General features: G+C 38.2%; 17 protein-coding genes and 1 pseudogene. 10 read left to right on the plus strand and 8 right to left on the minus strand.

What is annotated here, in order from left to right; all coding sequences use genetic code 11:
* Positions 1 to 308: 308 nt before the first annotated feature.
* On the minus strand, positions 309 to 1,565 hold the full coding sequence (locus tag FTV09_RS13450; RefSeq protein ID WP_067766550.1) for a mechanosensitive ion channel family protein: 1,257 nt from the start codon (positions 1,563 to 1,565) through the stop codon (positions 309 to 311).
* 332 nt (positions 1,566 to 1,897) lie between these two features.
* On the opposite strand from FTV09_RS13450, the gene FTV09_RS13455 reads away from it, so the two are divergent.
* Complete coding sequence (locus FTV09_RS13455) at positions 1,898 to 2,527, plus strand: hypothetical protein (protein ID WP_067766553.1); 630 nt, start codon at positions 1,898 to 1,900, stop codon at positions 2,525 to 2,527.
* A 75-nt stretch (positions 2,528 to 2,602) separates the two neighbouring features.
* Here the strand turns inward: FTV09_RS13455 and FTV09_RS13460 are convergent, their stop codons facing one another.
* The 5 genes from FTV09_RS13460 to FTV09_RS13480 form a co-directional block, all read right to left on the minus strand.
* A complete protein-coding gene (locus FTV09_RS13460; protein ID WP_180058623.1) occupies positions 2,603 to 3,139 on the minus strand; it encodes a DUF2058 domain-containing protein in 537 nt (178 codons plus the stop codon).
* A gap of 12 nt (positions 3,140 to 3,151) precedes the next feature.
* A complete protein-coding gene (locus FTV09_RS13465; RefSeq protein ID WP_180058624.1) occupies positions 3,152 to 3,826 on the minus strand; it encodes a YoaK family protein in 675 nt (224 codons plus the stop codon).
* Positions 3,827 to 3,859: 33 nt separating this feature from the next.
* The gene (gene sstT / locus FTV09_RS13470) at positions 3,860 to 5,053 is read right to left on the minus strand and encodes a serine/threonine transporter SstT (protein WP_067766561.1); all 1,194 of its coding nucleotides are present in this window, start codon (positions 5,051 to 5,053) and stop codon (positions 3,860 to 3,862) included.
* Positions 5,054 to 5,256: 203 nt separating this feature from the next.
* Entirely contained in the window at positions 5,257 to 6,993 is a 1,737-nt protein-coding gene (locus tag FTV09_RS13475; protein WP_067766564.1) for a SulP family inorganic anion transporter, read from the minus strand.
* Positions 6,994 to 7,241: 248 nt separating this feature from the next.
* Entirely contained in the window at positions 7,242 to 7,562 is a 321-nt protein-coding gene (locus tag FTV09_RS13480) for a helix-turn-helix transcriptional regulator (protein ID WP_067766567.1), read from the minus strand.
* Between the two features lie 283 nt (positions 7,563 to 7,845).
* Here FTV09_RS13480 and cysK point away from each other — a divergent pair, with 283 nt between their 5' ends.
* The 4 genes from cysK to FTV09_RS13500 all read left to right on the plus strand — a co-directional run bounded on the left by cysK (position 7,846) and on the right by FTV09_RS13500 (position 12,963).
* Positions 7,846 to 8,844, plus strand: coding sequence for a cysteine synthase A (gene cysK / locus FTV09_RS13485; RefSeq protein WP_067766571.1), 999 nt, complete (start codon positions 7,846 to 7,848; stop codon positions 8,842 to 8,844).
* A 659-nt stretch (positions 8,845 to 9,503) separates the two neighbouring features.
* Positions 9,504 to 12,176 carry a heavy metal translocating P-type ATPase gene (locus tag FTV09_RS13490; RefSeq protein ID WP_180058625.1) on the plus strand — a complete coding sequence of 891 codons (2,673 nt, stop codon included), beginning with the start codon at positions 9,504 to 9,506 and terminating at the stop codon, positions 12,174 to 12,176.
* A 1-nt stretch (position 12,177) separates the two neighbouring features.
* The gene (cueR, locus tag FTV09_RS13495; protein ID WP_180058626.1) at positions 12,178 to 12,591 is read left to right on the plus strand and encodes a Cu(I)-responsive transcriptional regulator; all 414 of its coding nucleotides are present in this window, start codon (positions 12,178 to 12,180) and stop codon (positions 12,589 to 12,591) included.
* A 177-nt stretch (positions 12,592 to 12,768) separates the two neighbouring features.
* A complete protein-coding gene (locus FTV09_RS13500; protein ID WP_180058627.1) occupies positions 12,769 to 12,963 on the plus strand; it encodes a heavy-metal-associated domain-containing protein in 195 nt (64 codons plus the stop codon).
* 92 nt (positions 12,964 to 13,055) lie between these two features.
* Here FTV09_RS13500 and FTV09_RS13505 read toward each other — a convergent pair whose 3' ends face one another.
* The gene (locus FTV09_RS13505; RefSeq protein ID WP_067766586.1) at positions 13,056 to 13,661 is read right to left on the minus strand and encodes a TetR/AcrR family transcriptional regulator; all 606 of its coding nucleotides are present in this window, start codon (positions 13,659 to 13,661) and stop codon (positions 13,056 to 13,058) included.
* Between the two features lie 606 nt (positions 13,662 to 14,267).
* On the opposite strand from FTV09_RS13505, the gene FTV09_RS13510 reads away from it, so the two are divergent.
* From FTV09_RS13510 to FTV09_RS13520, 3 genes are all read left to right on the plus strand, one after another.
* Entirely contained in the window at positions 14,268 to 16,046 is a 1,779-nt protein-coding gene (locus FTV09_RS13510; protein ID WP_180058628.1) for an acyl-CoA dehydrogenase C-terminal domain-containing protein, read from the plus strand.
* 127 nt (positions 16,047 to 16,173) lie between these two features.
* Complete coding sequence (locus tag FTV09_RS13515) at positions 16,174 to 17,343, plus strand: thiolase family protein (RefSeq protein ID WP_067766592.1); 1,170 nt, start codon at positions 16,174 to 16,176, stop codon at positions 17,341 to 17,343.
* 124 nt (positions 17,344 to 17,467) lie between these two features.
* Entirely contained in the window at positions 17,468 to 18,964 is a 1,497-nt protein-coding gene (locus FTV09_RS13520) for a succinate CoA transferase (protein WP_180058629.1), read from the plus strand.
* Positions 18,965 to 19,064: 100 nt separating this feature from the next.
* Here FTV09_RS13520 and FTV09_RS13525 read toward each other — a convergent pair whose 3' ends face one another.
* Positions 19,065 to 19,778 (minus strand): HAD family phosphatase, encoded by a 714-nt coding sequence (locus FTV09_RS13525; protein WP_180058630.1) that lies wholly within the window; start codon positions 19,776 to 19,778, stop codon positions 19,065 to 19,067.
* Between the two features lie 191 nt (positions 19,779 to 19,969).
* Between FTV09_RS13525 and FTV09_RS13530 the strand changes: the two genes are divergently transcribed.
* On the plus strand, positions 19,970 to 20,863 hold the full coding sequence (locus FTV09_RS13530; protein WP_067766597.1) for a LysR substrate-binding domain-containing protein: 894 nt from the start codon (positions 19,970 to 19,972) through the stop codon (positions 20,861 to 20,863).
* Positions 20,864 to 20,970: 107 nt separating this feature from the next.
* Positions 20,971 to 21,195: pseudogene (locus tag FTV09_RS18135) on the plus strand (multidrug transporter); the annotation flags it as partial.
* Positions 21,196 to 21,317 lie beyond the last annotated feature (122 nt).

Consider the following 21,317-nt stretch of genomic DNA (forward strand, 5'->3'; position numbering starts at 1 on the left):
ATGAGAAAGCCCATATAAATGGGTAATGTACAAGTTGCTGTAGAAGCATGTTTAATTCGTCTGATCACAGATACTTTATAAAGTATTTTAATACTTTTTTGAATCCGTCAATGCGTAAGTCCTATAATATATAAAATACACCATTTTTGTATACAGTTTTAGCTGAAATATTTTTGATTTTTAGATGAATGTGAGAAATAGCGCATGAATCTAGACATTAAGAATATAAAACAAAATTGTTCAATCAATCATGAAAAATGAATATTCATTCAATTTGTTAAATTTTTTTGAAAACGAACAGCCTTAGATTAAGGCTGTTGACTCGATTCAGACCATTGGTTTATTTGTTTAAAATCCGAACCAGAAGGCGCTTGATACACACTTAAGCCGAATTCAGGAATAATCGCAATGAGGTGATCAAAAATATCCGATTGAATTGCTTCATAGTCCTTCCATGCAATAGTATTGCTAAAGGCATAAATTTCCAGCGGTAGACCTTGACTGGTACTTTGTAATTGGCGAACCAAGATGGTTTGGTGCTGAGCAATGCCTGAATGTTGTTTTAAGTAAAACTCAACATAGGCCCGAAAAGTCCCTAAGTTGGTTAAACGTCTTTGATTATATTGCGATTGATTTGAAAGTTGCTGATTGAAATGAGCCAACTCTTCGTGTTTTGTGTCTAGATATTGGTCGAGTAATAAAAAATCCTTGAGCTTATTTTGCTCGTCTTGTGTCATAAAATGTACTGAGCTTTGGTCAATATAAATTGAGCGTTTAATTCGACGCACCCCAGCTTGTGCCATACCACGCCAATTTTTAAAAGTATCTGTCACCAATTTATTGGTTGGAATTGTGGTGAAAGTCTTATCAAAGTTCTGTACCGTAATAGTATGTAATGACATATCAATGACATCGCCATCCGCATTTAAAGAAGGCATCTCAATCCAGTCACCTATACGCACCATGTCATAGGATGAAATTTGAACGGATGCCACCAAGGATAAAATTGTATTTTGAAAGACCAGCATTAATACCGCGGCCATAGCACCAAAACCAGCCAATAAAGTAAATACGTCCTTTTTCAAGAAAGTACCTAAAATCATCAAACCACATACGATATAAATGATTAATTTGACCAGTTGTAGATATCCTTTAATCGGCTTATTTCTAGACTTCGGATTTCGTTGGTAAATCAGGTTAAAAATATTGAGTAATTCTGAGATTGCTAGTGCAATGGTTAGAAAAATAAAGGCTTGGCAGGCCATTTGAATTACCGTTTCAACTTTATCCGACAAATGTGGAACGGTTGTGATGCCATTCAATATCACAATAGCGGGCACAATATTGGCAAAGCGTTTGATCACACTATGTTCTGACAAAATTTGGCTATGACTAAAGGTCATTTTTGAGACCAATTTACGAATACCACGTACAACAATTTGTTTGGCAATAAAGTTTGCAAGAATGGCAAAAATTAATACCAGTCCAAGCGAACTCAGCATTTCTAGCCATGGATATTGATCTGACCAATCTTGAATATTTTGTATAAACTGAAATTTTTCCAAAATAACCCTTCTTTAAATTTGAATAACGTTAAATGTGTAAACTGATTAATTGATAAGATTCTAATATTGAAGATTTTATATGCAAATTTATACAATCAAATTTTACGGATTGGCTACATTTGTCATTCATATAATTACAACTAAGTGACCCAATCTAAGATCAATATTTGAAAATAGTTGTTTCAACAAATTTAAAGCCATATCGATGAATTAACAGTCAAAGTTTGAAATTCATTTCTATCAATTTATTTTAATATCATAAAAAAAGAGTGAATAAATAATAATTAATAATTCTCACTCAATTTTTTTATTTGGTTCTTTAGGGGAACACTATGGGGATTTATGTCGTAACAAGTTTAAAACGAGGCTCAGGAAAAACAACGATTGCGCAATATTTGAGTCAGGCTTTATCAATTTTAAATAAGACGATTCTATTGGATGCTGATCTAAGTTCTGCCAATTACGAGTGGGCAATGCAACAGAATAATCATCTCGGTTTTGAACATATCAATGTAGTAGAAAGTGATAGCAATACATTAGATTTACGTATTCAACATTTGAAAAACCACTATGCCAATATTGTTGTTGATATTCATGGACATGATTCCAATGCGCTAAGATCGGTATTAAAACATGCGAATAAAATAATTATTCCAACAGGTTTGACGGAGCAAGATACGCGGTTAGTCCAAGAGATGTTAGCTTTGGCTATTGCGATAAAGCAATTTAATACAGGATTACAGATTTATATTGTATTAAATAAAATACCGATTGGGACAGACGCTGAAGAGATTATTGAGGCAAAAAAACATCTACAAGATATCCCAAGTGCAAAATTTTTAAATACTGTAATTTATAATTTGGACGAATGGCCGTCTTATTTAAATAATGCTTTAGATGATCAATCATCTACAGACGTTCAAGTTATATTGCAGGATTTTCTCACTGAAGTTTTAAATTAAACTCATCGTTCAATACACAATAAAAAGCTCCTATGAAAGGAGCTTTTTATTTGATTTAAAGAAAATTATCGCAAATTACCACATTAAATCATCAGGAATGACGTACGCTGCATACGGATCTTCTTCATCCGTTGTTTGTTCATTGTTTTCTGAATTATTAACAATGATAAAGCCTTCCATTTTCGCATTGATACGATCTGCAAGTGGTTTTGGTAAAAAAGCATAACTACTATTTTCACGTGCAATAACAAGACTACCTGCAACCAGCGCGTTGTAAATTTGCTGATTAATGTAGACTTTTTTGATTTTACTATCATCAATGAATTGATACGTTGACTCACCATCGGTATCGCGAATTTTGTGCTGATTGATCATTTGCATGATGGCAGCTTTCAATTCTTTTTCTTGCAAAACTGCTTTACGACCTTGCTCTAAGGCATGATCTTTTGCCATTTTTTGCTGCTGATCTTGTTCGATTTTCGCTTTGATTTCAGCTTCATTGCTTTCACCTGTACGTTTTTCATGTACAGCTTGTTTAGACAATTTTTTTGCCTTTTTATTATCGACCAGACCTGCTTTAAGCAATTGAGCCTGTAATGCATTTTTAACCATAATACGTTCCAACTAATCGTGTATATGTCGATAATGAAAATAGATGACCCAATACACCACACTCATGATTAAACTTAATGCGGCAGGGATAAGGAATGCGTTTAATTTTAAATAAGGATAAAGCCAACTGGCAAGTAACCCGCCGACAATAAATCCAATTAAAATGAGTAAGTGCAAAATGACGCGCTTAGATTCGACTTCTAAACCGCGTGCTTTATAACCTAAAGCTAAACCTAGATCTGTCAGTACACCCGATAGATGTGTGGTGCGAATAATTGTGCCTTTATAGTGGCTGACCATTGCATTTTGTACACCCATTGCCACACATGCCCACAGTAATGCATAACGTGGGAAAAAGGGCAGAAGTAGCCAACACAGGACAATAAAAAAAGCCACCAAGCTTAGAGGCACACCATAACGGCGTGTTAAGCTGAAGTGACTATTTCCAAGTATCAGCCCACTATAAAATGAACCGATTACATAACACATTAAGACCAGTATTAAATACATGATGGTGGCAGGCTGCCAATCGAGGATCGCCATAGCCAACATGCTGACATTACCAGTCATGTGTGAAACGGACTGGTGTAAAACGGTCACCAGTCCGAGTACATTAATCATTCCCGCATTGACTGCAAGAAAAAAAGCCCCGAGTTGTATCCACAACGGTAAAGTTTGAAAAGGCATAATTTCGCCTTAAATATATCCAATATCAGGATATTATCTTAAACCACGATCAACTGCAGCAGTAAATAATACGTCAGTCGAAGAGTTTAATGCAGTTTCAGTTGAGTCTTGTAGCACACTGATTACCATACCAATGGCAACAACTTGCATAGCGATATCGCTTGAAATACCAAACAAACCACATGCAACTGGAATTAATAGCAATGAACCACCAGCAACACCAGAAGCACCACAAGAGGACACAGTTGCGACCACAGATAAAATCAACATCGTTGTGAAATCAACAGAAATACCTAAAGTATTAACTGTAGCAAGTGTTAAAACAGTAATCGTAACTGACGCACCAGCCATGTTGATCGCAGCACCTAAAGGAATCGCAACACTTGCGGTAGATTCAGGTACACCTAGACGCTTCGCAAGGTCTAAGTTCACAGGAATGTTGGCAGCAGAGCTACGTGTAAAGAAGGCAGTGATACCACTTTCACGTAAACATTGGAATACCAATGGGAACGGATTTGAGCGTGTCATAAACGCCACCATCATTGGGTTAATGACCAATGCTACAAAGAACATAGTGCCAATTAACACAGCCAATAGGTGAGCGTAGCTAACCAGTGTTTTCAGACCTGAATCTGCAAAGGTAACTGCAACCAAACCGAAAATACCAATTGGAGCAAAGTTAATTACTAAACGGATAACTTTATTGACCGCTTCAGCTGCATCAGATAAAAATGATTTCGTCGTGTCCGATGCGTGACGGAATGCGATACCTAAGGCAACAGCCCAAGCCAAAATACCAATGAAATTTGCTTCAGAAATAGCAGTGACAGGGTTTGCCACAAAACTTAATAATAAGTTTTTCAAAATTTCAGCAAGACTGCCTGGTGGAACAAGATTTTCTGCAGCAACATCAAGGATTAATGTACTTGGGAAAAAAATACTTGCAATCACTGCGCTGAGTGCAGCAAAGAACATGCCCAAAGCATACATCAACATAATTGGTTTAATGTATGCATTGCTGCTACCAACTTTGAAATTTGCAATGGATGACAGCACAAGTACAAATACGAGTATTGGTGCTACGGATTTCAATGCCTTAATGAATAAATCACCAAGCAAACTTAAATATGGTGCAACGCCAGGAGCAACAACAGCAACCAATACACCTAAAATAATGGCGATGATAATTCGGGTTACTAAACTCAAGCGTGTAAATGCTGAAAACATAGGGGAGCCTTGTCAGAATTACTATGACAAATTGATGAAAATTAGCCACATATTTTATACGAAAATGTGGAATGCTTAAAAAATAATTTTATTTAAAAATAAAACATTGTTTTATAAAGTCAATTTTTATATTTTAAATCAATTTTATAAATATGCTCATAACTTATAAATTAAAGTTGACTAAATAATAAGCATGAAAAAGTTTAAATTTGGTATTCAGTATGAGATGCATCTAACTCCTGAATGGCTTGATAATGTGTGAGAAATGCTTGCCCACTCAAGTGTTTTAACAGTTTTGAATGCTGCAATTTGTCCATAACTGGGCCTTTAATTTCTGAAAAATGTAGTCGAATATTGAGTTTTGAAAGCTCGGCATTTAAATCTTCCAACATTTCTAAAGCACTTAAATCAATTGAACTGACGCTTGAGCAGTTAATGATGACATGCTCCAATTTTTCATTTTGACTCACTTCATTAATGAGGAAGCCTTTTAAGGTATTGGCATTTAAAAAAGTAAGGTTTTCATCAATACGCATAGATAAAATATGTGGTGCCGTATAGACATGATGACGCTGAATATTTCTAAAATGTTGTGTGCCTTCCACCAAACCAATGACTGCAATATGAGGACGGCTAATCCGCCACAGCATCAGGATGAATGTCGACACAATCCCGATAATCAAACCTGTCGAAATGTCGATACAAACCACGCCAAAAAAAGTCACCCACATCGCAATACCATCGGCTTTTGAATAGCGCCATGTATCTAAAAAAGGTTTAAAGTCAACTAATTTCCATATAGAAACAATAATGGTGGCAGCAAGGATCACTAAAGGTAAATCACGAAAAAATCCCGTGAAATATAAGCTGACTAAAATAATTAATAATGATGATAAAATACCGGCCATTGGCGTTTTTGCACCGGCATCGGCATTCACCACTGTTCGAGACAAACTACCCGTTACGGGAAATGCAGAACTCACACCCGCGCTTAAATTGGCTAAACCAAGGGCAATTAATTCTTGATTACTATTTAAATTACTTCGTTGTTGTAACGCAGTCGCTTGAGCAATGGATAAGGATTCTACAAAGCTAATCATGGCGATCATGCTTGCGCCGGGTATGAGAGTTTTGACTAATTCCCAGTTCCAATGCGGAAAGCTTAGAGGAGGAAATCCAGATGGAATTTCTCCTACCGTTTTAATGCCTGCATCTTGTAAATTAAAATACATCACACTGGCAATGGAGATAACGACTAAAATCAGGGGCAGTGCTTTCGATAAAAATGCAGTTGAACCAAGACGTGACTGTATCGCCTGTGATGCCAAAATTTTAGGGGCGTACACTAAAAAAATGATCGCTAAAATACCAAAGAGCAACGAGTTGATATGGCTAAAACGCAAGTACTGCCATAATGAAATTATAAATTCAGCGATGTTATTGGCCTTTAATGGCACATTGACCAAAAACTTAAATTGACCTAATGCAATCAGTAAAGCTGAGGCAATAATAAAGCTCTTGATTACTGGGTGACTAATGAGCTGAATTAAAAAGCCAAAACGTAGTAGCCCCAATAGTAATGAAATTAGACCCACCATTAATGCCAGTAAGGTTGCAGCTTCAATATAAACAGGAGAACCGACTTCAAACAGAGGGTTCAAAGTCGCAAAGGTCATCATCGAAATAATGGCCACAGGCCCAATGGATAAAGTTGAACTTCCACCAATGAAGGCATAAATAATCATCGGGAGGATGCTGGCATACAAACCCATAATCGGAGGTAAACCAGCAAGCATGGCATAGGCCATCCCTTGAGGAACTAACATGGCGATCACAATCAAGGAAGCCAATACATCAGATTTAAATTTGACAGGTGTGTAAGCTTTTAGCCATGCCCAAGCGGGTAGAAAATCAAGTACACGGTGGTTTAAATCTGACATATAAAATTCTAAATCACAATTTCGTATATATTATGCATAAAAAGTGCTAAGAAGTCTTTAGCTTGTTAAGTTTGTGTTGTTTAAATTTTACATATGGTTGTTGTATAGGTGAAAGATTAAGACAATCAATTGATATTGTTGATTTGAATTATTCGGAACTCTTTAGAATCTGAATGGATAAAATGCTATTCACTGTTTTAGTTTTTTATTGGTACAGGAACAGCATTTAGTAATTAAAGCGTTAAAATTTAATGCTTTAATGAAGGGTGACAATATAATTGATACAACGTATTTAATACTTCAACCAAATTGGCATCTTTAATTGAGTAATAAATTTGCTTACCATCACGACGCGTGGTCACCACATCACTTTTACGCAACATCATTAACTGCTGTGATAGGGTCGGCTGCTTAATATCGGTAATTTGTTCAATCTGAGACACATTTAATTCTTGCTGTGCCAGATGACATAAAATAAGTAAACGATCCGTATTGGCTAGCGACTTTAAAACGCCCACGACTAATTCGGCAGAATCACGCATTGAGGTGATTTCCAGATCGGTATTCATTGGGAAGGTCCATAGGATTAACAACAGTTCAAGTATACGGATATCGCTGTTTAATACATTGAATAAATAAAACAATTTCTATGGTTTTTAGTGAAAATAAGTATCAATAATATTTATATGTTATCTTTTAGTTCATCAATTAAGCTTATTGCTTGATTTTAGTGCAAATTAACAAAAAATACTCCTATATAGAGTACTTTAGCCTAAAAAGACATGCACAGTTGAAAAATGGTTGTATGATCTAAAGGTCGTTTAAAATACAAATACATCAGGGAATATACTCATGAGTACAGATTCATCATTTCCAGTGCCTAGCAATTTAGGTATCGCGGTTTATAGCAACAATGCAGAAGCTATTGGTAATACACCTTTAGTGCGCATTAACCGTGCCATTCAATCTGCAGCAACGGTTCTTGCAAAAGTTGAAAGTCGTAACCCTGCATTTTCAGTAAAATGTCGTGTAGGAGCCGCTTTAATTGCCGATGCAGAAGCTAAAGGTTTGCTTAAAGCAGGCATGCATATAGTTGAGCCAACGAGTGGTAATACAGGTATTGCATTAGCTTTTGTTGCTGCAGCGAAAGGTTATGATATTACTCTTACTATGCCTGCAAGCATGAGTATTGAACGCCGTAAAGTGCTGAAATCATTTGGTGCAAACCTAGTATTAACTGAACCTGCTAAAGGCATGAAAGGGGCGGTTGAGGAAGCGCAGCGCCTAGTTGCAGAGCATCCAGAAACATATTACTTGCCACAACAATTTGAAAACCCAGCGAACCCTAAAATTCATGAACAAACCACAGGCCCAGAAATTTGGGATGCAACTGGCGGTAAAGTCGATATTTTAGTTTCAGGTGTAGGAACTGGTGGTACGATTTCAGGGATTTCAAGTTTCTTTGAAAAAGTGAAAAATCAGCCAATCTACTCTGTAGCTGTTGAACCAGCAGAATCACCAATTATTGCACAAGCGAAAAAAGGTGAAACTTTGACACCTGGACCACATAAAATCCAAGGAATTGGTGCAAACTTCATTCCGGGTAACTTAGACCTTGAGCTTGTAGATGAAGTCATGGGCATTGAAAGTACTGAAGCAATTGAGTGGGCGCGTAAAACGGCAACTCAAGAAGGTATTTTAGTCGGTATTTCAAGTGGTGCAGCAATGGCTGCTGCAGCAAAATTGGCTGCACGTCCTGAAAATGCAGGCAAAACGATTGTCGTGATCTTACCGGATGGCGGCGAACGCTATCTTTCTTCTGTGTTATTTGAAGATATTAGTGCTGACTAATTGTTTGAATAAGATTAAAAAGCCCATTCAGTAGAATGGGCTTTTTATATTGCAAAGGTAGATTTTGCTAGGCTGCATCATTGTCCTGATTATTTAACAGCGATGTTTTTTTCATATGTGTTTCGTCATTTAAAGTCAGGTCTTTATTTTTTATAGATACCTTATCGTTTAAAGACGCATTTGGCTTTTTTGTTTCAGCTGATTTATATCCAAACGTTGTTGCAATGTATTTAAAAAGAAAGCCCAGAAGTACACAGACCGTGACAGCTGGAATCACAACTTGAGTGAGCCAGACGTCAATGTGATCTAGACTCCAACTTAGTAATAAAAATAAAAAAGCAAACAAATAGGCGCAGTTCAAGCACAGGTTCGACAGTTTGTACATGCGAAAAATAGGAATATCGTTTGGTGGTCACGAATTTCTATCTTACTGAAATACGAGACAATGTATAGAATTAATGTAAGAAAAATAACTAAATGAATAATCATTATTCAATTTTATTGATTATGCTTTTGTAGTCGTTGATTTTTTTCAATAACACACTTTCATGTCTGTCGGTATTAAAAAAGGAAAATGACGCATTAAAAAACCTTGACCTTGCCATAATAGTAATGTTTAAGCTATGCATAGAACAGATAAATATCATTAGGGTGTTGTCATGAATGATTCAACAGAAAATAAACTTTTTGAAGGCAAACTTGCCATAGAAGGAATGACCTGTGCTTCATGTGTGGCACGTGTAGAAAAAGCTTTAAAAAAAGTCGATGGTGTGAGCAATGCTGAAGTCAATTTAGCCACTGAAACAGCGCAAATTCAAAGTCAGCTACCACTAGATTATCCTGCTTTCATTCAAGCGGTGGAAAAAGCAGGCTTTGGTGTGGCGCAAAAACAAATTGAGTTAAATATTGAAGGCATGACCTGTGCTTCTTGTGTGTCGCGGGTAGAAAAAGCTTTAAAAAAAGTACCCGAAGTTATTGATGCCAAGGTCAATTTAGCCACCGAAAAAGCCACCGTAACTGCTTTAGAAACAGTACACACTACTGAGTTGGTCAAGTCCGTTGAAAAAGCAGGATTTCAAATTGCTCAGCCCAATATTGAATTGAATATTGAGGGTATGACCTGTGCATCCTGCGTAGCGCGTGTAGAAAAAGCACTAAAGGCAGTTGGTGGTGTAAGCCACGCTACAGTGAATTTAGCTAATGAAAAAGCCTTTATTCAAGCCCCTGCAAGTCAAACACAGCAACTGGTTGCTGCGGTAAAAAAAGCCGGTTATGAAGCAACATTGGTAACGGAGCAGCAACCATCGTTGGCTGAAAAGAAAGCCGATGAAGCTCGACTATTAAAGCGTGATTTGATTATTGCTTTGGTACTAGCTGTTCCTGTGTTTATTCTGGAAATGGGATCTCATATGATTCCGGCATTCCATCATTTTATTGCACATAATTTGGGTACGCAAAATAGTTGGTACATTCAATTTGTCTTGACCACTTTAGTGTTGATATTTCCGGGGCGTCGTTTTTATCAACATGGCATTCCAGCCTTGACACGACTCGCACCCGACATGAACTCTTTGGTTGCTGTGGGTACGTTGGCTGCGTTTAGTTTTTCATGTGTCGCAACGTTTGCACCGCAATTATTACCGCAAGGCACCGTGCATGTTTACTTTGAAGCAGCTGCCGTAATTGTTGCTTTAATATTGCTGGGTCGCTTTATGGAAGCCAAAGCCAAAGGAAAAACTTCACAGGCCATTCAGTATTTAGTCGGTATGCAACCAAAAACGGCACGCGTTGAGCAATCGAGTAGTATTGTAGATATGCCTATTGCTGATGTACAAAGTGGTATGTTGATTGAAATTCGTCCAGGTGAACGTTGCCCTGTAGATGGTGAAGTAGTTGCTGGTAGCAGTTATATTGATGAATCCATGATCAGTGGTGAGCCTCTACCTGTAGCAAAACAAGTGGGTGATCAGGTTGTGGGTGGCACGATTAATCAAAATGGGCATCTGAAAATTAAAGCCACCGCAGTTGGACAAGATTCTGTCTTGGCGCAAATTATTCATATGGTGGAACAGGCACAAGGTTCAAAATTACCGATTCAGGCCTTAGTCGACAAAGTCACGTTATGGTTTGTTCCTGTGGTGATGTCACTTGCCTTGGTGACTTTCCTCATTTGGTACTTTGTTGGCCCTGAACCAAGTTTGACTTATGCATTAGTCAATGCAGTTGCGGTACTGATTATTGCGTGTCCATGTGCGATGGGTTTGGCAACACCAACCTCGATTATGGTTGGGACAGGTCGTGGTGCAGAGTTGGGTGTGCTGTTTCGTAAAGGTGAAGCCTTACAACAGCTTAAAAACACCCAAGTGGTTGCCGTGGATAAAACTGGAACTTTAACTGAAGGCAAGCCAACGCTGACTGATTTTGAGGTGACTACGGGTTTTAATAAGGATCAGGTGTTTCAGATGCTTGCATCCGTTGAAGCCAAGTCGGAACATCCTATTGCCTATGCCATTGTTCAAGCCGCGCAGGATATGAATATACAACTGCTTGAAGTAGAAAATTTTGACTCGGTGACAGGCGCAGGTATTCAAGCATTAGTGAATGGTCAACAACTCTTTATTGGTGCCGATCATTTGATGCAAAAAATGGGCTTAGATACTACGGTATTTGCAGCACAAGCTGAAATTATGGGTACAGAAGGTAAGACACCATTGTATGTGTCTATTGATCAACAACTTGCCGCGATTGTTGCGGTCGCTGATCCAATAAAAAGCTCGACCTATTCAGCAATTCAAGCTTTACATGATTTGGGCTTAAAAGTTGCGATGATTACCGGTGATAACCGACACACGGCTGCGGCTATTGCAAAGCAATTGAAAATTGATCATGTGATTGCAGAAGTGATGCCTGAGCAAAAGGTGCAATCTGTACAGCAACTACAGCAAGAACATGGAGTAGTGTGTTTTGTCGGAGATGGTATTAATGATGCACCTGCCTTGGCACAAGCCGATGTTGGGATGGCGATTGGAACAGGTACAGACGTGGCGATTGAAGCGGCTGATGTGGTGTTAATGTCGGGTAACTTACAAATGGTGCCAACAGCAATTGCACTGAGTACTGCGACCATGAATAACATTCGGCAAAATCTATTTTGGGCCTTTGTTTATAATGCCGCACTCATTCCTGTTGCCGCAGGTGTGTTGTATCCATTCTTTGGTGTTTTACTGTCACCAATGTTTGCCGCAGGTGCGATGGCATTATCATCAGTCTTTGTGGTTTCAAATGCGTTACGTTTAAAAGCCTTTCAAGGCCCTATATTTAAGGAGTCTTAAGATGAATATTGGACAAGCTGCAAAGTCGTCTGGGATTTCCGCCAAGATGATCCGCTATTATGAAAGTATTGGGCTACTCAATAGTGCACAACGTACAGATGCGGGTTATCGGGTGTATAGCGAAGCTGATGTGAAAACCTTGAGCTTTTTACGTCATGCACGTGATTTGGGCTTTTCTTCCGAGCAAATGAAAGAGTTATTGGGGCTTTGGAAAAATACCGACCGTCAAAGTGCGGAAGTTAAGCAACTTGCTTTAAAGCATATTGAAACTTTAAATCAGAAAATTGCAGATCTACAAGCGATGGTACAAATTTTACAGAACTCTGTAGATGGCTGTGCCGGTAATGAGCAGGCAGAATGCAATATTTTGAATCAGATTGAAAAAGGTGTTGTTAATTGCTGTCAGCACAAATAGGTATAGCTACAAATACTTGCTTATCTATAAGCTAAATCCGCGCTTGACCTTACCATCATGGCAAGCTTTAAAGTGTATACATAAATGTTCAATCATGAGAAATGAAAGATCAGACGCGAACTTTCTAGTAATCAAACTTTTAAGTTAGGTCGATCGCATTTGAAAGAGGATATAAAGATGAAATTTCGTATTGAAAATATGACTTGCGGTGGTTGTGCACGTAGCGTGACAGCAACGATTAAAGATTTAGATGCCAATGCCAATGTCAATATTGATGTGGCAAGCAAATTGGTAGAAGTCGAAACCACGCTGGCAGAAGATCAAATTGTTGCAGCATTAACTGAAGATGGCTTTCCACCAGTTTCTGCATAATTTAATTAGGTGAATGTAAAAAGCCAAACATCATGTTTGGCTTTTTTATAGATGCTAACGAGTAACCTAACCCTTTGAGTTGTAAGCAGACTTTATACCGCAGAAATTTTGTCTGGGGTCATTAAGGCCTGGTTAATATACAGTTTGATTAAGCGTTCACGTGAACCAATCGATTTTTGATAATGTGTCGAATTCAGTAGAAGTGAAGCACCATAAGTCACAGTCCAGATATAAGATAAATAATCTCGAATGGACATTGCACTATCAAGTGATTTTAAATAATCACTGGTCATGTCTTTAATTACAATAATGCGTTCTTCACGTACACGATAAAGCTCTTCAAATAGTTCTTTGAGTTTACGTTCATTATTGGTTAGACGTTCTTCAATGACATGTAATAATATCGTTCGATTTGAATTCAACATATTATAAAGCATATATTGAGAAACATAAGTTTTAATATCGTGATTATATTTTTTTGAAATTTCTAATAATCTTTTTTCATTTAAAATAATTAGTTCTAAATATAATTGGTTTTTACTTTTAAAATGTTTATAGATGGTGCCTTTTGCAATATCCAGTTCACAGGCCAACTCACTTAAGGTGATGTCCTGATTATTATCCAATAGCAGGGTTTCTGCCATGGCTAAAATTTTTTCCTTGCGCAGGATAAAATTTTGTTGGCGTACTGAACTCATGTTGGTTGTTCCATAAACTTTTGAAGAGAGAACAGGTCTAGCATATGCCAGACCTGTGTTTTTTCACATTCCACTATGGTCTCGAATTTGACATAAATTGGCTTAAAAATAAACATATTAGTGATTTGTGTGAAAGATAAACAATTCATAGCAGCGTTTTAATGTCAATAAAACTGAACCCTAGAGGTCATTTTTTTTAAATAAAATTCCATTTTTTATTTTTTTAATTTATTGTCTTTTCGCTTTTACAACAAAAGCAGCATTTAATTGAACTGTAATGGTTGGTATTTTATTTATACAACTTGGATTAAACATGATTATGGGTAATCATTATGTTTGGTTTTAATTTTATTCAATATACGAGTTTAATATCTTCAACAAATTTATATATTTGTAATAGAAAAATGCTGCGATCAAATCCAGATGATAGAAATCATCTAGTCGGTAAAAACAGGACATCTGCAGACTAAAGCGGTGCCCAAATGAATAAACAGATTTTTAAGAATTTCCACACAAAATAATTTTTTTATTTAGTGCGGGAGCATGCAACTTTAAAAAAGTACTTTGTCAAAGTACATGACAAAGCCTGTAGAAAAGGAAAGTACAATGCCAATATACAATGCGCCGTTAAAGGACATGGACTTCATCTTAAATGATGTATTCAATGCGGATGAGTTCTGGCAGTCAAATGAAAATCTTGCTCATATTGATATGGCAACAGCAAATGCCATTCTTGAAGAAATGGCTAAATTTTCAAAAAATGTCATTCTTGATCTAAACCGTACTGCCGATGAAGAAGGTGGTGCACAGTTTAACAATGGTGTTGTGACGACTCCGACAGGTTTTAAAGATGCATTCAAACAATTCGCTGAAGGCGGTTGGGTGGGTTTAGGTGCTTCAGAAGAATGGGGCGGCCAAAACATGCCGAAAATGTTGACTGTTCTTGCTGATGAAATGATTTGGAGTACGAACCCATCATTCATGCTTTACCCACTACTGACTGTAGGTGCGGGTATGGCCATTAATGACCGTGCTTCCCAAGAGCAAAAAGAAACGTATTTACCAAAATTCTATACAGGTGAATGGTCAGGGACGATGTGTTTGACTGAACCGCATTCAGGTACTGATCTAGGGATTATTAAAACCAAAGCAGAGCCGAATGATGACGGATCATTCAATATTACAGGTACAAAAATCTTCATTACCAGTGGTGAACATGACCTGTGTGAAAATATTATTCATTTAGTATTGGCTAAAACACCGAATGCGCCTGCGGGTTCACGTGGTATTTCACTGTTTATTGTGCCTAAATTCCATGTGAATGCTGATGGTTCAGTGGGTGAACGCAATGCAGTTTCAGCAGGTTCGATTGAACACAAAATGGGTATCAAAGGATCAGCGACATGTGTGATGAACTTTGATGGCGCGAAAGGTTATATCGTCGGTAAAGAAAACGAAGGCCTTGCTGCAATGTTCGTTATGATGAACTACGAACGTTTATCCATGGGTATTCAAGGTATTGGTGCAGCAGAATTTGCTTATCAAAATGCAGCACAATATGCGACTGACCGCTTACAAGGTCGTTCTGCAACAGGTGCTCAATCTCCTGAAAAACCAGCAGACTCAATTTTGGTGCATGGTGATGTGCGTCGTATGTTATTAAATGTACGTGCCAACAATGAAGCTTCACGTGCATTTGCAGTCTACGTGGGTCAACAACTCGACATTACAAAATACTCGACAAATGAAGCTGCCGTGAAGAAAGCCAATGACCGTGTAGCATTGCTTACACCTATTGCCAAAGCGTACTTAACGGATACCGCTTTACAGGCGACTTTAGAAGCGCAAATGTGCTTTGGTGGTCATGGTTATATTCGTGAATGGGGTATGGAGCAATGTATCCGTGACTTACGTATTTCACAAATTTATGAAGGCACCAACGGTGTTCAAGCCATTGATTTAATTGGTCGTAAAACCACCAAGTGTAATGGTGCATTTATTGCAGAATACTTAACTGAAATCCGTGAATTTGCTGCAACCATGTCAGATTCAAAAGTGAAGTCTGCTGCACTACATGTTTCTGATGAAGTAGAAGCATTAACTCAGTTTATTGTTGAACAGTCTAAAACGACACCTGACTTTACAAGTTCTGTAGCAGTAGATTATTTACACGCAGTTGGGCTACTCAGCTTCGTCTACATGTTTGCCCGTATCAGCAAAGCTGCGGCAGCAAAGACTGAAAGCTTCTACCAAAATAAATTGGTTCTTGCAGACTACTATGTCGAAAAAGTATTGCCAGATCTTGCAGCGCGTGCACAACGTATCAAGTCAGGTTCTGAGCTAGTAATGCAGCTTCCAGAAGAATACTTTACTGCTCAATCTTAAGACTATTACTTCAGCCTCATACCTTTAAATGTAGGCTAAGCACACTTTAAAGCATTAAGATGGAAACATCGTGGAGGCAGTCATGCCTCCAGGGTCAAAAAAGATTTAAAACAGGATGAAATAAGAAATGATTGTAATTTTAGATGGCGTTCGTACAGCGATGGGTGGTTTTCAGGGTTCACTTTCATCTTGTGCCGCTCCCGAATTAGGTGCAGCAGCAATTAAAGAAGTTGTTGCGCGCGCTGGCTTACAGCCAACAGATATTGACGAAGTTATTTTTGGTTGTGTACTTCCAGCGGGCTTGAAACAAGGCCCTGCACGTCAAGCAATGCGTTTGGCTGGCTTACCAGACTCAACAGGTGCAACCACCATTAACAAAATTTGTGGTTCAGGTATGAAAGCCGTGATGCAAGCTGCCGATGCGATTAAAGCAGGTTCAGCAGACATCGTTGTTGCTGGAGGTATGGAGTCGATGTCAAATGCGCCATACCTTTTAGAAAAAGCTCGTGCCGGTTACCGTATGGGGCATGGTAAAACAACCGATCACATGTTCCAAGAAGGTTTGGAAGATGCCGAAACAGGTTTATCGATGGGTATTCTTGCTCAAGAAATGGCGGATAAGAAAGGTTATACACGCGAACAGCAAGATGCTTTTGCCATTAACTCATTAAATAAAGCGGTGACTGCAATTAATGGTGGTTTCTTTAAAGATGAAATCGTGCCAGTTACAGTTAAATCACGTAAAGGTGAGGTGGTTGTTGATACAGATGAACAACCATTAAATGCCAAACCAGAAAAAATTCCGACGTTGCGCCCTGCGTTCAAAAAGGACGGCACCATTACTGCAGCGAATGCAAGTTCAATTTCTGATGGTGCTTCTGCATTGGTAGTGACTTCTGAAGAAATTGCAGTTGCACGTGGCTTAAACCCTGTTGCAAAAGTAGTGGCTTATGCTACGAATTCACAGCATCCATCTGAATTTACTATTGCGCCAGTTGGCGCAATTGAAAAAGTGTTGAAAAAAGCAGGTTGGGATGCCAAAGACGTCGATCTTTGGGAAGTGAATGAAGCATTTGCCATGGTAACGATGCTGGCAATTGATGGGTTTAACCTAGATGAAGCAAAAGTAAACGTAAATGGTGGTGCTTGTTCATTAGGTCACCCATTAGGTTCTTCAGGTTCGCGTATTATTGTGACGCTGATCCATGCCCTTAAACGCACAGGCGGTAAAAAAGGTATTGCAGCACTATGTATTGGTGGCGGTGAAGCAACTGCAATTGCGGTTGAACTTGCGTAATTGTCCTCAATTATCATTTTTAGATAACTAAGTTTTTAGATAAGCAATAACAAAGCCATTTCAGTTCGCTGGGATGGCGACCTATAGATGTTTATTTTGAGATGTTATTTTTGAGATTTTGATTATGAACGGTTTAGATCGCATTCGCTTACTCTCCCTTCGCGACAAAGTTATGTCTGCTGAACAAGCCATTGAATTAATTCAAGATGGTTCAGTTGTAGGTTTAAGTGGTTTTGGTGGCGCAGGTGAAGCCAAAACAGTACCGTTAGCATTAGCAGATCATGTAGTTTCGCATCCTTTACGCATTACCTTAGCAACAGGTGCAAGTTTAGGAAATAGTATTGACGGCCGTTTAAATGCAGCACATGCGATTGAACGTCGATATCCATATCAAGCCGATCCAGGCCTGCGTAAAGCCATTAATGCTGGCGAAGTCATGTATATCGATCAACACTTGTCTGAAATGGCCGATAACATTCGTCATCATAATTTACCGCGTATTAATGTTGCAGTGATTGCAGCTACTGCCATTACTGAAGATGGTCAAATCATTCCAACAGGTTCATGTGGTAACTCAGCAAATTTCGTTGAAATGGCTGATCATGTGATTATTGAAATCGATAACACGATTAATCCTGTGCTTGAAGGCGTGCATGATATTTATGTTCCTAAAGCTCGTCCAAATCGTGGGCCGATTCCTTTAACCCAAGCGGGTGATCGTATTGGTACATTGGGTATCCACGTGAGTCCAGAAAAGATTTCAGCAATCGTATTGAATGATTTGCCTGATACCCAGTTTAAAATGGATGAACCTGATGTTGAAACACTTGCGATTGCACAGCATCTGATTACCTTCTTTGAAGGTGAGGTTGCAGCAGGGCGTTTACCTGAAAATCTTGGACCGCTTCAGTCAGGTGTTGGCTCAATTTCTAATGCTGTTTTTGCTGGATTTGAACACTCAAATTTCCATGACCTGGAAATGTACTCTGAAGTACTCCAAGACTGTACATTCCAATTGATTGATTCTGGCAAAATGAAATTTGCTTCAGGCTGTTCAATGACTTTATCTGAGCCTTGTGCACAGCATGTGATGAATAACTTCGATCAATACAAAGACAAAATCGTGTTGCGACCACAAGAGCTTTCAAATAATCCAGAGATTATCCGCCGTTTGGGGATTATAGCGATTAATACCGCGCTAGAGTTTGATATATACGGTAACGTCAATTCAACGCATGTAACCGGCACCAAAATGATGAACGGTATTGGTGGTTCTGGTGACTTTACTCGCCATGCGCATATTGCCATTTTCGTTACTAAATCGATGGCGAAAGGCGGTGCAATTTCATCGGTAGTGCCAATGGTGAGCCATACCGATCATACAGAACATGATGTGGATGTGCTTGTGACTGAGCAAGGATTAGCAGATTTACGTGGTTTATCTCCACGTGAGCGTGCACTTAAAGTCATTGAAATTTGTGCGCATCCTGAATATCGCGGAGCATTGCTCAGTTACTTTGAACGTGCGTGTGAGCGTGGCGGTCAAACCCCGCATATTTTGCAAGAAGCCTTGTCTTGGCATGCAAAATTTGAAGAAACAGGCAGCATGAAATCAGCTTAAGTATTTAATTTTTTAAATAAAGAAGCCCGATTAATTCGGGCTTCTTTAGCTTGAGTTTCTTATTGTTAGCATCTAAAATTGAAAAAGCCATGCTAAAAGTTTAGCGCTGAAGATAATCAATTAATGTTGCAAAGTCTTGTACAAAATAATCCGCTTTGGCTTGAATTTGCGCTAGCTCATGTTGCGAGTATTGATCATAAATGGCGACAACTTCAATGTCTGCTTGATTCGCAGCTTCAATACCAATGAGTGAATCTTCAATAATTAAACATTCGTCAGCTGTTAATCCAAAATGTTGAATGGCTTTTAAATAAACTTCGGGATGCGGTTTGATATTCTGTACATTTTCACGTGTCAGCATGAGCGAAAAATCTTGCTGAAAATCGATCTTAGAATGAATTTGGGTATTATTTTGTTGATAACGCTGCACATTATAAAGACTAGTCGTAGTGGTAAGCGCAGTTTTAATTTGCAACTGCTTTAAGTGGTGTAATAGCACATCTGCTTGTGGTTTCAGCTCGACCACATGATCTAAAAAATGTCGTGAAATCGCATAGCGACGTTCTTTGACTTCAGCCTTGTCTAATTTAAAGTGATATTTTTCATTTAAAAAGCCGCAGTATTCTAAGTAGGGATCTGTATATTCTCTAAAAAATTTAAGCTGAATGTCGCGTTGGCGTTGTAGTTCAGTATGTTCGATATCTAGACTGGATAATTGTCGAATCAATGCTGCATCGACCTGATTCCAAATACCAACGGAGTCGATTAATGTGCCGTCCAAATCGAAACAAACCAACTTTTTATTCTTAAACATGATGCATCCTAAAACAATCTGCATGCATTATGCGCAGATCGATGCGTATATTAAAGTAAATATCATCTATTACTGAGACACTATGGTGTTTCATCTGCATTAAAAGTAATATTTCGATATTGGCATTTATAACAAGAACGCCGATGATGCAGGGACTGTATTAGAAATTTAAATGTAGGAAAATTGGATTCGTGTTTGAACTCGACTGTAAACTTTTAAGCATCTTTTTTCATGTTTATAAGTATAAAAATGTCTCGCAGGCAGCAGATCATCTGCAAATGAGCCAGCCCACGGTCAGTAATATTCTGAACAAAATCCGACAACATTATAACGACCCATTATTTTTGCGTATGGGCAATGAAATGGTGCCTACAGAGTTGTCTCGTCAGCTTTTTCCATTGGTGAGCGAAGCATTAAGTAAAGTTGAGGCAATTAATAACTTTACGATTGATTTTGACCAATCCATGTCGGATCAGCAATTTACTTTGGCAATGACTGACGTATCACATCTGGTTTTATTGCCTAAAATTAGTCAATATTTAAAAAAACATGCACCACAAATTCGTTTAAATGTTCGTCCGATTACCACTGAAACCAGCTATCAAATGGCCAATGGTGAAATCGATCTGGCGCTTGGTTTTTTACCGCATTTAGAAAGTGGTTTCTATCAGCAGAAATTGTTCGAACAATATTATGTGGTGATTGCAGCCAAAGATCATCCGCGTTTAACGGGGGATACAATTACCACAGAGCAGTATATTAGTGAATCACATATTGATATTGATGCAGGGATGGGACATTACCATATTGAAAATGAGCTGCTTAATTTAGATTTAAAACGTGACATTTTAATGCGTTTGCCAAGTTATCTGGGTGTGGGCCTGGTGGTACAAGATACAGATGCAATTGCTACCGTTCCTTATTACCTCAGTGAAGTTTTGCTATCACGTGGCAATTTAAAAATATTTAATGCGCCAATCGCATTTCCGACATATGGGGTAAAACAATATTGGCACATGTCGTGCCATCACAAAACCAGCCATCAGTGGTTGCGGCACATGTTCCATGAAATTTTAGTTAAATAATATAGAGAATATTTTCTAAACATCTGAGCTTAAATTCTTTGAACTGATTCGTAATGTTCCATTGATGGGAGTACATTTACAGCTTCTTATTGGATCGTACACAAACTATGGCGCTGAGCTGGATACTATTTACTTTAATGGCTGCATTTATGCAGGCTTGGCGTAATGCATTTCAAAAACAGTTGAGTCATACAGTTGACGCTTATGGCGTAACATTGGCACGATTCATTTTTGCTTTTCCATTAGCAGGGCTTTATCTCTATTATTTATACAACCAGTATCCTGTTCAGCACATCGTTAGCTTTAATTCTAAATTTTATTTTTATGCTCTGTACACGACAAATTTCATAGGATCCTTGTCCTATCAGGCTTTTTCTTTCTTAAAATTGCTAGCACTTTCTTAAATTCTTCTTTTTTTCCAAAACCAATCAAACGTAGAATAGCCATTTGAACA

Origin of the sequence: Acinetobacter sp. YH12227 (assembly GCF_013417785.1) — a bacterium.
GTDB lineage: Bacteria > Pseudomonadota > Gammaproteobacteria > Pseudomonadales > Moraxellaceae > Acinetobacter > Acinetobacter gandensis.

Excerpts from the sequence above, each read along its gene's own strand:
- cueR (WP_180058626.1), top strand. The coding sequence starts at position 12,178 with ATGAATATTGGACAAGCTGCAAAGTCGTCTGGGATTTCCGCCAAGATG.
- FTV09_RS13465 (WP_180058624.1), bottom strand. The coding sequence starts at position 3,826 with ATGCCTTTTCAAACTTTACCGTTGTGGATACAACTCGGGGCTTTTTTT.
- FTV09_RS13525 (WP_180058630.1), bottom strand. The coding sequence starts at position 19,778 with ATGTTTAAGAATAAAAAGTTGGTTTGTTTCGATTTGGACGGCACATTA.
- FTV09_RS13460 (WP_180058623.1), bottom strand. The coding sequence starts at position 3,139 with ATGGTTAAAAATGCATTACAGGCTCAATTGCTTAAAGCAGGTCTGGTC.
- FTV09_RS13475 (WP_067766564.1), bottom strand. The coding sequence starts at position 6,993 with ATGTCAGATTTAAACCACCGTGTACTTGATTTTCTACCCGCTTGGGCA.
- cysK (WP_067766571.1), top strand. The coding sequence starts at position 7,846 with ATGAGTACAGATTCATCATTTCCAGTGCCTAGCAATTTAGGTATCGCG.
- FTV09_RS13490 (WP_180058625.1), top strand. The coding sequence starts at position 9,504 with ATGAATGATTCAACAGAAAATAAACTTTTTGAAGGCAAACTTGCCATA.
- FTV09_RS13455 (WP_067766553.1), top strand. The coding sequence starts at position 1,898 with ATGGGGATTTATGTCGTAACAAGTTTAAAACGAGGCTCAGGAAAAACA.
- FTV09_RS13510 (WP_180058628.1), top strand. The coding sequence starts at position 14,268 with ATGCCAATATACAATGCGCCGTTAAAGGACATGGACTTCATCTTAAAT.
- FTV09_RS13515 (WP_067766592.1), top strand. The coding sequence starts at position 16,174 with ATGATTGTAATTTTAGATGGCGTTCGTACAGCGATGGGTGGTTTTCAG.
- sstT (WP_067766561.1), bottom strand. The coding sequence starts at position 5,053 with ATGTTTTCAGCATTTACACGCTTGAGTTTAGTAACCCGAATTATCATC.
- FTV09_RS13520 (WP_180058629.1), top strand. The coding sequence starts at position 17,468 with ATGAACGGTTTAGATCGCATTCGCTTACTCTCCCTTCGCGACAAAGTT.
- FTV09_RS13500 (WP_180058627.1), top strand. The coding sequence starts at position 12,769 with ATGAAATTTCGTATTGAAAATATGACTTGCGGTGGTTGTGCACGTAGC.
- FTV09_RS13505 (WP_067766586.1), bottom strand. The coding sequence starts at position 13,661 with ATGAGTTCAGTACGCCAACAAAATTTTATCCTGCGCAAGGAAAAAATT.
- FTV09_RS13480 (WP_067766567.1), bottom strand. The coding sequence starts at position 7,562 with ATGAATACCGATCTGGAAATCACCTCAATGCGTGATTCTGCCGAATTA.